This window comes from Peribacillus cavernae (genome assembly GCF_003989135.1).
GTDB lineage: Bacteria > Bacillota > Bacilli > Bacillales > DSM-1321 > Peribacillus > Peribacillus cavernae.
Window position 1 is genome coordinate 66653 of sequence record NZ_RYZZ01000017.1, and the last position, 12603, is coordinate 79255.

The following is a 12603-nucleotide window of genomic DNA, read 5'->3' on the forward strand; positions in this document are numbered from 1 at the left end:
AACCTGTGTGATCATTCTTATACCCCTCCCTGTTTCTTATCAGAGCATTAACGCTATAGGTTATGAAAAAAGGAGGGAGAAAGAATTTTATTCGCATATCTATCAGGATTGTGCTTTAGACACTCTTTCTTTCGAAAAAGATTTGAGATCTCTATACATGACAAACTTTTTGCTTTGCTCGTCCCACAGACGGAATTGGAGTGAGCGCAAACTCGTCGCCAAAGTAATCGTTGGTACATTCTGTAGAGGGAGCGTGTTGTTGTGTACGGCTTCAAGTTTATAGTTAGGTACACTTGGACTTAGATGGTGAACATGGTGATAGCCGATATTGCCTGTAAGCCATTGGAGGAGTTTGGGAAGCTTATAGAAAGAACTCCCTTCCACGGCTGCCTTTACGTAGTCCCAATCTTCATTTTCTTCAAAATAAGAATCTTCAAACGTGTGCTGTACGTAAAAAAGCCAGATTCCGATAGAGCCAGAAATAAAAAAGATCGGTCCTTGTACTAAAAGGAAGGATTCCCAACCGATTGCCCAGCAAAGCAATCCAGCCAGAGCAACAATCGAAATGTTCGTTGTATACGTGTTCATGCGTTCCTTCAACCTGGCACCTTTCCTGTTAAATCTATTAGATAAAAGGAAAGCGTATATTGGCCCCAAGCCAAACAAAACAAACGGATTCCGATAGATCCGATATGCCATCCGGCGCCAGAGAGGTGCTGACAAATATTCCTCGATCGTAAGGACCCATATATCTCCTGTACCTCGTTTATCTAAATTGCTGCTAGTCGCGTGATGAATGGAATGGCTATGTTTCCATTGGCTATAGGGGAACAGAGTTAAAATACCGGTTATTGTACCAACAATATTATTTAAGCGCCGGTTTTTAAAGAAAGATTGATGACAACAATCATGAAAAATAATGAAAATCCGTGTCAAAAATCCATATGATTTTGTTTGTTCATAGTGGGTTGATTCCCTTCTACATTTGGTAAATCAAATTATAACGAAAAAAAATGAATCTTTGCAGTCATACCTGTCATGTACACAATGTGATAAATGTCATATTCAGTCCATCAAAAAACCCTATAGATATCTGTTCAACTTTTCCTCTATAACCTCGTATAGGACAAACTTGGATCGGGGCAGGCTGTATGTAAGGAGGCGAATTATAAATGAGCACTTTCGAAGTTCTGTCCCTGATGCTTAGCTTTGGCATGTTTGTAGTCGCTGTTCTAAAATTTAACGACCATGATAAAAATTCTTAAACACGCTGAAAAGGCGTGTTATTTTTTTAAAAAATTGTCCATCATATTTTATTAATCTACTATACATTGCTCTATACAGAATAGCAAAAACTCTCCCAGTTGGTACGAAATTGATCTATTGTGATAAAATCGAGTTGTAGGTTTTTGATAAAAGGGAGAATCATAGATGAATCAATTAAAAAGAATTGCCCAGTTTGGATTCATATTTGTGCTGTTCAACAGTGTGTTGTTTTATATAGGGTGGAACGGCTGGGAATGGCTAAGAGTTGCCTTTGATGTTCAAAATCCGTTGCTTTATAGCATTGTTTTTGTATTGCTCTCTTATTCTTTTGTGCTTGGCCGATTATCCAAATATGTAGCGGTATTGCGAAGCGTCGGCTATGTTTGGATGGCGGTCATTCAATATGGCTTGATTCTTTTACCGATCGCGGACTTGGCTGTATTGCTTTTAAAATGGTCTCCTGTACAGGTATCATCGGCCATATACTTTGTCGGAATTTCTGTAATCGTTTTGTTTGCGATTATTTTTGCATATGGGCTATTCAATGCATACATTCCTGTAGTAAGGAAATATCAGATCCAGGTCCCGAAAAAGAAAGGCAGCAGAACTTCTCTTCGCCTCGCTGTGGCCTCTGATATGCATTTTGGAAGGTTGTCGGGAATATCGCACTTGAGGAGATTAGTAGAAAAAATTACAGCGATTAAACCTGACTTAATTCTGTTGCCGGGGGATATCATTGATGATGAGCCTGAACCATTCATTGAAAAGAACATGGGGTCCATCATGAGTCAATTAAAAGCCCCATTGGGCGTCTTTGGGGTTTTGGGCAACCACGAGTACTATGGCGGAAAAATTCCTGAATTTATTGAACAAATGAACAAAATCAATATTACGATTATGACCGATGACAGGCTGACCATCGGGAATAGCTTTCAGCTCATTGGAAGAAAAGACAAAACGGATAAAGAAAGAAAGACATTTAAAGAACTGCTAACAGACATTGACAGGTCTTATCCGATTATTGCAATGGACCATCAGCCTTTCGAATTGAAACAAGCACAGGAGAATGGAGTGGACATTCTATTCTCAGGTCATACTCATCGCGGACAAATGGCACCTAACCATCTCATCACCAAGAAAATGTACGAATTGGATTGGGGCTATTTAAAAAAAGAACAGCTTCATGCATTTGTTTCTTCTGGTTTTGGATTCTGGGGGCCGCCGCTGCGAATCGGCGGCAGATCGGAAATTTTGCAAATTGACGTAATTTTTATCTAGATTATTGTAACTTAAAAGCCGCCTTACTAGGCGGCTTTATTTGCTATATCCATATCCTAGTCAAAATCGGGATTGGAAATTTCTTTATAATGCTGCATCGTTAAATGGATATCTTCGTCTCGCATGATAGGCAATATCGTTCGGATCTCTTTCACCGCTTTATAATCGATTTCACAGATTTGAACGAATTCCTCTCCATAAGGACATTGGGCGATAATTTCTCCGTATGGATCTATCATCATTGAGTTTCCATAAAATTTAAGTCCTTTTTCAGTCCCAACACGATTCACTAAGACTACATAACACCCATAGATCCCTGCATAAAATTGTCCAACACGTGCCCAGCCGACAGAGCTGGAATATTTACTGCCAAGGCCGCCTTCCGGACTATTAATCAAACCAATCAGCAGCGAAGCGTGATGATGAGCTGCAATATGCGGCAATGATGGGTGCCATAAATCATTGCAAATCAACATGCTGGAAGTAAAAGAACCTATTTGTTCGACTTTTACTTTTTTTCCTTTTGTGAAATATTTACCCTCTTCAAAAACACCGTAATTTGTAGGATAAATCTTTCTCTGAACAATACTAACCTGGCCATCCTTGATCATCATCGCTGAGTTGTATATTTTTTCAGATTTTCCTTTTTCGACAAATCCAAAAACGGCGTTCATCCCTGTTTCTAACGATGCCTCACAAACCCGAGCAATTTCTTGCGAATCCGTTGTTAACGCTACATCATATAGTCGATCTTTAAGGTCATATCCTGTTAGTGAAAGCTCCGGAAAAACAAGCATATCCGCTTTCCCTTTGTTCGTTCGCATAATCTCGATCATTTTTGTCAAATTGGCATCTACATCGCCAATTACAGGTGCAACCTGAGCTATCCCTAATCTCATCGTAATTCCCCTCGTATATTCATCTCTTTATAAGGCACTCAGATCAAGAAATTAACCGCTATTTCCAACCAGGGGAATTCATTACATTTCCGCAAATCATCTCTAATGCATTCCAGGATTTGACCGGTTTAACGATTTCTTTCGATCCCAGTCCAGCGGCTATTGGAAATCTATTTTTCACGGGTATTACCGCATTCAATGGCAGCCCAAGACGATTAACTTCAAAATGCCCTACTATGCATTATCTATTATTTCAATAGCCGCTGACAAGATGCTGGAAGAAAAAATTTTTTATAGCAAATAAGCCCAATCAAATAGCCAGCTGAGGGTCGTTAAAAACGATATTTTTTGGAATTTAAAAATGTCAATCAAGGGATGTTCAAGCATGAAAAACTCCCTCAGCGGATCAACAGTCTGAGGGAGTTTTTTGAAAACTCGGTTTTAAAACAACGTTTTTTTCAGTACGATAAAGCTTCATTACGAGAGACTTCTTGCTGGAAAACTTTGTTTATGAAGGTTGTGAAACGAAAGAAATCAATATTCCTTCAGAAAACCTGGTTCATACTAAGCAATCGCACCGTCGCCAAATGATTTTCACAACATGACATCCCCACTGTTAGGTCCTAAGGTTTGACCTGTATAAACATTACCCTCTGGATCAGAAGCCAAAAATACGGCAGTCGGTGCAACTTCATCCACTCTGGCAAAACGCGGTATCACCAGTTCCGCCTTTTTACTCGTCCTAAAACTTTCACTTAGCCCCGCAAAAAGTTCTGTATCCGTCGGTCCCGGGGCGATACAGTTGGCCGTAATGCCGTATTGTCCAAGCTCAAGAGCGATAGACTTTGTAAATCCTATTACCCCTGCCTTTGCGGCTGCGTAATGGCTCATTTTAACTGCGCCTTTTTGACCCAATTGAGAAGAAGTACTAATAATTCTTCCTGATTTTTGCTCTATCATATGTGGCACAGCATACTTCGTCATTAAAAACACACTTTTCAAATCAATGTCGATCATTTGGTCCCACATCTCAACTGGCATGTCATGAACCAGACTCTCAGTTATAATGCCTGCATTATTGACTAAAATATCGATTCTGCCATACCGTTCTATGGTTTTATCTACCATTTCTTTAACTGTGGACTCTTTCGTAATATCTTCTTCTGAGACGATGACATCGACATTATAATTTTTAAGCTCGGTTATGATGGAATCAACTTCTTCTGGATTTTTCCCATAAATATTTAGTGATAGGTTTGCTCCTTCCTCAGCATATGCTCTAGCAATACCCAAACCGATTCCCTGTCCCGCTCCTGTGATAATCGCTGCTTTTCCTTTTAATTTCATAAGAAAGATTTCTCCCTGTCTTCTAGATTTTGATTATATTCTGATTTTTTGGTACCATCCTCATCTGCACTTCCAGTTTTTCCAATTCCATGTTTAAAAATCTGATACGTGAGGACTGCACAAGTGAAAGCCAGGCTTGCAAAAGAGAAGTAGGAGAAAAAGATGAAAAATTCCCTCATTTTTGGATCCTCCTATAAATTTTCAAGTATTTTGATTCAGATCTTCTTTTAACTGATTGAAATCAAAATTATCCGGTTTAATTATCGATAACAATATGGTAAGAACTAAGGATGTAAGGATACAAATTAAATAGGCTAACCATTGTGGGATTATATTAGTAAGCAAAAATATCGATACCAAAACAACCGATACACTGATTGCAGTGACAACCGCAAAGGAGCTGGTTTTCTTCCACCAGAGTCCGAGCACGATTGGGAAAAACGGTGCGCCTACGAAGGCACCAACCGTTAACATCGCGGTAAGCAAAGAAACCTTCTGCAATAATATAGTTGCAATGACAATCAGTATGGCAATGACAACAGAAGAAAGTCTAATAAATGTAAGAGATTGTTGAGGTGACGCCTTTTTATTTATATATTGTTCATAAATGTCGCTGGTGACAAGTGAACTTATAGCACCAAGATAAGCGGATCCGGTAGAATAAATGGCAAACAATACCGCGACCGCCAAAAATACACTAAACGGTGTAGACAAAACTTCTGAAATCACTCGCGGGAACACATCGCTAGGATAATCCAGTTTTAAACCGAGTGCTAAACCGACTACACCCACTAATGTACTAACCATAGCCAGTGGCGCCCAACTCCAACCACCCCAAATTAATCCTTTCTTTACGCCGCTCTCTTCAACCGCGAAGGCTCTTTGCCAGGCGTAGTTTGAAAGGGTTGCAATGGCGCCGAAAGAGAAAAATTGGACTAATAAATAGTTTGTAATAGCGTCCAAGCGGAACAAATTGAGTTTTTCCGGTTCAGCATTTCCGAGATTGGCGACCATCATATCATAAATATTTCCGGCTCCGCCAAGTTTGATATATACGGCCGGAACCATCACTAGCAATATGAGTACAACGATAAAATATTGGATGTAGCTTGTAATAAGTGTAGACCAAAGTCCGGCTATTAAATAAAAGCCGAGAAAAATGGCTGCTAGCACAATTGCCGTTGTCGTGTAGCCGATATCAAACATGCCGCTAAAAAATGCTGCTCCTCCAATGATCTGCAGCATTGTAAATAAGGCCATAATCCAAATGGCAATTAAGGTAAAGATAATGTGACCTGATTTACCAAATCTTTGCTTTGCAAAAGAACCAATGGTTACACCATCAGGAGTTAACTTTCTTACTCGAGTAGCAATAAATGCAAAAATGGTAAAGCTGATTGGGGTAGGCAGCCAATAAATATATAAACCGGCGACCCCCCAAGTATAAGCACCTTCTGCCGCAGCAAGCAACGAACCCGCCCAGAGCTCTGTGGCGGCAACAGAAGCTGCTATTAATCCCCATTTTACGCCTCTGCTTGCAACCATGAATGTTTCGGCATCATTGACCTTTGACTTTTTGTAAATCCACCACGAACTGCCAAACATCAAAATTCCTGAAACAATGATGATGATCCATGCCCATGAGCTGGGTAGTAACTCCATCAAAAATCCCCCTGTCTTAACGCATAATTAAGGATATATTTGTCGAGAAATTAGTGCGTCTGTCGAATTCTAAGACGTCTCTATTCTTAAAAAATTGATAGCTTTTTAAGATTTGATGAGGGAGTGGTTCATGAAATGAAGAGTCTCTTTTTGAATCTGTTCATTTCAAATGCTATCAAGCAAGTATTGGCATTTTATTCTCCCACGGGTAGGAAGCCTCAAAACATGCTGCGGCCTGCAGGATATCAACCTCACGATTAAATCCAGCCACCATTTGAAGGCCAACAGGCATCCCTTCCTCATCAATGCCACAAGGAATCGAGGCTGCAGGATTCCCTGTCAGATTGAAAGGATAGGTATAGTAAGACCAGGATACCATATTACGATCTAACAGATTTGGAGGCACATTTACTCCTGCATTTATCGACGATACCGGAAGAGTTGGGGTAAGCAGTAAATCATAATCTTGAAAAAATTGCCGCACCTTCTCATGCAGGCTGTACCTTTTGAAAACCTTCGAATAATATGATTCCATGGATTCATCAAGAGCATATTGCAATACCCCGGCAAGGGCGGGATCCAGGAGATCACTATTTTCATCTTTCAAAGTCACACCAATGCCAGCGTAAAAATCGGCCATCCATAAATCAATTGGATCATCAAATACTTTCTCCACTAGTTCTACCGAGCAACCCATGTCCTCAAAACGGCGTACTGCGTTCTCAGTGATCATCCGCACCTCTGGAGTAGGTTTGGCATAACCCAATGTTGGGCTCCAGGCAATCCGCAACCCTTTTATAGGAAGGTCGCATGCCTCGATAAAGTTAGGCACCGATTCAGAAACACTGGCTGGATCACGAGATTCATAGCCTGAAATAACTTGCATTAGTAAAGCAGCATCCCGAACCGTTCTTGATAAAACACCTACGTGAGCTAGAGTTGGAGTTGCACTAGTAGGAAACACAGGAACGCGGCCAAATTGCGCTTTAATACCAAAGAGCCCACAAAGGGCCGACGGAATGCGGACAGATCCCCCTCCATCAGTACCAAGTGCAAACGGAGTTATCCCAGCTGCTACCGAAGCTGCCGCACCAGCACTAGATCCTCCAGTTGTTTTTTCAAGGTTCCATGGATTAGAGGTAACACCCGTAAGTGGGCTATCGCTGCTTCCAGCCTTACTGCCAAACTCAGTCGTAGTTGTTTTACCTATGATGCCAGCACCAGCATTACGTACTCGTTCAACAGAAGGAGCATCAGCAGCAGCGAGATTGTTAACCCTTGTACGTGAACCAAATGTAGTTTTGATGCCGCCGACATTGATTAAATCTTTTACTGAAATTGGAATCCCCTGCAGCAATCCTAACGGTTTTCCTGACATTATCGCCTTATCAGTTGCCTTGGCAGCCTCCATCGCGAGGTCGGGTGTCGTTGTTACAAACGCGTTCAACGCCGGTTCTAAAGCATTCATTCTGGTAAGGGTGTCAGACATCACTTCGACTGCAGATATTTCTTTTTCAGCTATGACATTTCGTATTTCCAAAGCCGTCATGTTAGCGATGTTCATGGTGCACTCCCTCCTTTCTATCAAAGAATATCCAATCCTATCAGAAGTGAATCCAGGAAGGATGAAAAAGAAATAAATACCAATGCTATCCTTGTATTATCTTTCTTTAGTAAACTTAAAAATTAATCATCGTTTTTATGACTCCATCTTTCTGATGTTCAAAAATATCGTATGCCTCAAGAATATCATCGAAATGATATCTATGAGTAACCATTGATTCAAGAGTAATACGATGGGTTTTTACCAATTGAATGAGTTGGAGCATACGCTCTCTTCCACCAGGGCATAGAGTCGTGACAATTTTATGATCTCCCATTCCTCCGGCAAATGTCTCAATCGGAATATGCAAGTGACCGGAATAGATTCCTACACTCGACACTGTACCGCCTCTGCGAATCGACCTTAAACAGTTTTCAAACGTTTCTTGTTTGCCAAGGGCTTCAATAGCAACATCAGCACCGCGCCCGTCTGTCAATCGAAAGATTTCCTCTATGACATTTATAGTCTTGAAATTCAGTACGATGTCGGCTCCCATTTTTTTTGCGATTTCCATTCTTGCAGGATCGGCGTCTACCCCAATGATCAAACCGGCACCCTTCAACCGCGCACCGGCTATGGCGCATAATCCTACGGGGCCACAGGCATAAACTACAACTACATCACCGATTTGGATATTGGCTTTTTCCGCTGCTGCGATACCCGTAGAACCAATATCGCAAATCATTAATACTTCCTCATCTGATACATCATCAGGAATTTTAGTCAAATTGTAATTGGGATACGGCATTTTAAAATATTCAGCGTGAGTTCCTTCTATTTCTTTAGAGCCCTTAAAACACTGGTAGAGAATTAATTATTCATTGATGCAAAGCCTTAACAGCACCACTATCCTTCTCTTATTAGGAGGACATATTTTAGAATAAAAATAGGGATCTAATCCTTAGACATAAAATGTCTCGATTATTGTTCCTGATAACATCACCCCTTTCAATGAATTCCTTCCAGCGAAATATAGATTAAGAGTTTCGCTTAACCGTAGGTTTTTTCTTACTAAATGTAAATATTCGGAAGTGGGCTACTTTGTAATCGTAATTACCTTTTTTTATTGACGCAGTTTAGGTTCTCTGGAATAGATAAGCAGGATTAACAGTAGAATGAGCCCCTGCAAGAGAACCCTCACACCAGGGGGCATGCCCACCGCGACCAACACGCTGGTCAAAAGCACAAGTACCACTGAACCTAGCGCCGATCCCAGATAAGTTCCCTGTCCACCTGTTAGTGAGGTTCCACCAATTACTACAGCTGCAATGGACAGGAGGGCATAATCCTTACCCATTTCCAACTGAGCACTGCCAACATATCCTAGAAGAACAAGTCCACCGAGAGTTCCGGCTACACTGGCAATTACGTATGTCAGCAGAACGGTTTTGTTTACGCTAATCCCTGAAATGATCGCCGCCATCCTGTTGCTGCCTACCAGATACAGTGTTTTGCCATAACGCGTTTTGCGCAGCACCAACTCTAGAGCAATGATAAGAACAATGCCAAGAATTAACATCCAGCGAATCGGACCCAGGTGACCAATCCCCAATTTCACCAGGATTTCCGGCGCTCCGCCACTAGGAAGCCCTTTCGTATAAGCAAGGGCGAAACCGTTGACAACTGATGTCATGCCCAAGGTCATGACCAGCGGAGGTATGTTGATGAACTGTATCGCAATACCGTTGATTAGGCCAATAATAATGCCGATTCCAATCAGTATCAAAACTGTGTACCAGATTTCGGTGTTCATGCCTTTGCTGAGAACTGCCCCAAGCAGAGCCCCCATCGACATGACAGCACCAATGGAAAGGTCAATGCCTTCGTTCCCTGAAATAATGATTAGCGTCTGCGCGATGGCGGCAATGGCAAGCACGGTTGAAATAGATACGATAGTTCCGATGTTACCGAGCGAAGCGAATCCAGGACTTAATATTTGTCCGAGAATGAGCAGAAGAACGATTATGGACAAAGACGGAATATATGGTTTCAATTTGTTGCGAATCATCTTGGTTGATGATGGTTTCGGAGCACTTTTTTCTATATTCATTTCCATACTCACGGCTGGTTTCCTCCTATCGGCTTTATGTGGCTAGGCTTGAAGGAAAACGTGCGTTTCCTTTTCTTCATCAGAGACGCACCGATAATTCCTAGAAGCACGATAACTCCGGAAGTCAAATCCTGGTAGGTGGATGGAATTTGAATAGCATATATAAGAGAAAATGCCAATCCGAGAAAAACGGCCCCGAATATCGCCCCGAATATATCACCACTCCCCCCCATTAAAGAAACGCTCCCGATAACGGCAGCTGCCACCGCAAAAAGGGTGTATGTGTTGCCAACCAGCGGATCTCCCGCTCCAGTATTACCAGTAAGGGCTATGGCCGCAATAGCAGAAATAAAGCCTGAAGACACGTACGTATAAAATTGGATCCAAACAACAGGAACGCCCGATACATACGTTTTCTGGATGTCGCGACCCATTGAGTATAGCTGTAGTCCGGCAGGTGTCGCCTTCCAAATAAACCAAATTAGAATAGATATAATGATGAAAAGCAGTGGAGTAGGAAGGAATCCGATTACATTCGATTGGTACCACATCACGTATTCAATCGGAACGGATCCGCCGGGAAAAGGCATGATCCATAAAGCCGCACCAGCTGCGACAGATGTTGTGGCAAGCGTGGCAAGCAATGGAGTCACCCTTAGAAATCCGATTACTATGCCGTTCAAAACTCCAATGATAATACCCGCAAGGATACCGACTGCAATGGCGGAAGGGAAACTCCAACCTTGTCCGAATAAAGTCACGACGATGACGTTTACGAGAGAAATGATCCCTCCGACTGAAAGGTCAATCCCTCTTCCCAACAAAACAAAGGTTTGTGCCATGGCTACTATTATCAACGGTGTATAGGATGTCAAAAAACTTGAGATATAGGACATACTGAAAAAATGAGGAATTAAAAATGAATTGATCACCGATAGGGCTATGATAAGAACTAATGAAGGAAAAGATGACCAATTCAGCAGTTTTCGCTTAAACGTGTTCATTTGCCAACCACACCTTCCCTAGGTAATGAAGCAGATATGATATTGTGAACGGTAATATCTTCCCCCATCAAAGTTTTGACGAACTTGCCATCGTACATGACCATGATTCTTGAATTTTTCAGAGGTTTAGTTAAGTGGACAAGTTCCTCGTCGTCACTGGAAACCATAATGACAACAGAGCCTGACGCGGCAAGATCGCCGAATATTTCATGCACGTCCCCGCGGGCCTGAACGTCGATACCTTTGGTCGGATCATCTGCAATGAGCACCTTTGGATTAGTTCCAGTCCAGCGTGCGATGACAACTTTTTGCTGGTTTCCTCCACTAAGGTTGCGGATTTGCTGTGAAGCGTTATCGTATTTTACACCGTAGGAGTCAAGCAACCGTTTCTGGTTTAGAGCTTTACGGCTTAAAGCGCTCGAATTGACAGCTTCAAGATTTTCTGCAATCGATCTTACAGAGAAAGTGCCTTCACGCTCCCGATCCCCCGAAAGAAATGCCAATCCCTCCTGAACGGATTTGTGAACGGAATCGATTTGGAGTTCCTTGTCGTCAAGACGAATATGAACATGTCCGTTTAAACCGTAAAGTGTTCGGACAAAATCAGATTGTCCTTGACCCTGAAGCCCGGCGATACCTATCACTTCCCCTTGTTTTGCATCTAGGCTTACTCTAGTACCGAAACGCTTCAAAGTCATATCCTTAACCGAGAGCAGGACACGGTCAGACTGCTCAATGGCGCGATTCTCTTTCGTTTGGCCACCGATATTTTCTTTGTACGCCGTGAGCATGCCGACTAGCATATCTTCATTTACCTCGGAAATAGGGAACGTATCAATGACGGAACCGTTTCGCATGACGGTAACTGAATCGCATATGGAAAAAATCTCAGACATTCGGTGTGAAATGAATAGTATTCCGCAACCTTTCGCGCTTAGTTCCCGTACTATATTTTTAAATATTTCCACCTCTTGGCGGAACAGGGCCGAGGTAATTTCATCGATGACCAGAATCTCAGGTTCCTGCAGCAACGATTTGGCGAATTCCACCATGAACTGCTTATTGGCAGGTAAATCTTCTACTAGGACGCCGAGCTCGCTGCTTAAACCTATTTTCTCTAAAATTGCAGACGCTTTTGCTTTCATAGCATTTTTATCTATAAAAAGACGGCCTTTTCTTGGGATCGAAGGAAGCACTAGGTTCTCTTCAACTGTCAGATTAGTAAGAAGGCTGAGTTCTTGAGAGGTAATGATTACCTTTAGTTTTTTCGCCTGTGAAGGAGAATTCACCTCAAAAGGCTTTCCCTTAAAATACAATTCACCTGCATCCGGTTTAACGGCTCCACCGATGATTTTGGCTAGCGTGCTTTTTCCCGAGCCATTTCCTCCAAGAACTGCTCGAATTTCGCCTTTTTCCAATGAGAAAGAAGCTTCTTGTATGGCAACAACCGACCCGTACGTTTTTGAAATGTGTTTACATTCGAAAAGTGGCATG

The 12603-nt window shown here is 42.0% G+C and carries 11 protein-coding genes and 1 pseudogene; 2 read left to right on the forward strand and 10 right to left on the reverse strand.

Features of this window, described 5'->3' with window-relative positions; genetic code table 11:
* Window positions 1-102 precede the first annotated feature (102 nt).
* Window positions 103-942: pseudogene (gene desA / locus ELQ35_RS13140) on the reverse strand (Delta(5) desaturase DesA); the annotation flags it as partial.
* Between the two features lie 230 nt (window positions 943-1172).
* Here desA and ELQ35_RS22840 point away from each other — a divergent pair.
* Complete coding sequence (locus tag ELQ35_RS22840) at window positions 1173-1265, forward strand: putative holin-like toxin (RefSeq protein WP_221884969.1); 93 nt, start codon at window positions 1173-1175, stop codon at window positions 1263-1265.
* 166 nt (window positions 1266-1431) lie between these two features.
* A complete protein-coding gene (locus ELQ35_RS13145) occupies window positions 1432-2544 on the forward strand; it encodes a metallophosphoesterase (protein WP_126865286.1) in 1113 nt (370 codons plus the stop codon).
* A 56-nt stretch (window positions 2545-2600) separates the two neighbouring features.
* On the opposite strand, the gene ELQ35_RS13150 is transcribed toward ELQ35_RS13145, so the two are convergent.
* The 9 genes from ELQ35_RS13150 to ELQ35_RS13190 all read right to left on the reverse strand — a co-directional run bounded on the left by ELQ35_RS13150 (window position 2601) and on the right by ELQ35_RS13190 (window position 12602).
* Complete coding sequence (locus ELQ35_RS13150; protein ID WP_126865287.1) at window positions 2601-3443, reverse strand: nitrilase-related carbon-nitrogen hydrolase; 843 nt, start codon at window positions 3441-3443, stop codon at window positions 2601-2603.
* Window positions 3444-4037: 594 nt separating this feature from the next.
* Window positions 4038-4790 carry an SDR family NAD(P)-dependent oxidoreductase gene (locus ELQ35_RS13155; RefSeq protein WP_126865288.1) on the reverse strand — a complete coding sequence of 251 codons (753 nt, stop codon included), beginning with the start codon at window positions 4788-4790 and terminating at the stop codon, window positions 4038-4040.
* Window positions 4787-4969 carry a hypothetical protein gene (locus ELQ35_RS13160; protein WP_126865289.1) on the reverse strand — a complete coding sequence of 61 codons (183 nt, stop codon included), beginning with the start codon at window positions 4967-4969 and terminating at the stop codon, window positions 4787-4789. The genes ELQ35_RS13155 and ELQ35_RS13160 overlap by 4 nt, the downstream gene beginning before the upstream one ends.
* Window positions 4970-4991: 22 nt before the next feature.
* Window positions 4992-6452, reverse strand: coding sequence for a sodium:solute symporter family protein (locus ELQ35_RS13165; RefSeq protein ID WP_126865290.1), 1461 nt, complete (start codon window positions 6450-6452; stop codon window positions 4992-4994).
* Between the two features lie 175 nt (window positions 6453-6627).
* Window positions 6628-8016, reverse strand: a complete 1389-nt coding sequence (locus tag ELQ35_RS13170; protein WP_126865291.1) for an amidase — start codon at window positions 8014-8016, stop codon at window positions 6628-6630.
* A 115-nt stretch (window positions 8017-8131) separates the two neighbouring features.
* Window positions 8132-8740, reverse strand: coding sequence for a zinc-binding dehydrogenase (locus ELQ35_RS13175; RefSeq protein ID WP_185861764.1), 609 nt, complete (start codon window positions 8738-8740; stop codon window positions 8132-8134).
* Between the two features lie 378 nt (window positions 8741-9118).
* The gene (locus ELQ35_RS13180; RefSeq protein ID WP_246026075.1) at window positions 9119-10111 is read right to left on the reverse strand and encodes an ABC transporter permease; all 993 of its coding nucleotides are present in this window, start codon (window positions 10109-10111) and stop codon (window positions 9119-9121) included.
* Window positions 10112-10113: 2 nt separating this feature from the next.
* Window positions 10114-11109 carry an ABC transporter permease gene (locus tag ELQ35_RS13185; RefSeq protein ID WP_126865294.1) on the reverse strand — a complete coding sequence of 332 codons (996 nt, stop codon included), beginning with the start codon at window positions 11107-11109 and terminating at the stop codon, window positions 10114-10116.
* Complete coding sequence (locus tag ELQ35_RS13190) at window positions 11106-12602, reverse strand: sugar ABC transporter ATP-binding protein (protein WP_126865295.1); 1497 nt, start codon at window positions 12600-12602, stop codon at window positions 11106-11108. Before ELQ35_RS13190 ends, ELQ35_RS13185 begins: the two co-directional genes overlap by 4 nt.
* Window position 12603: the final 1 nt, after the last annotated feature.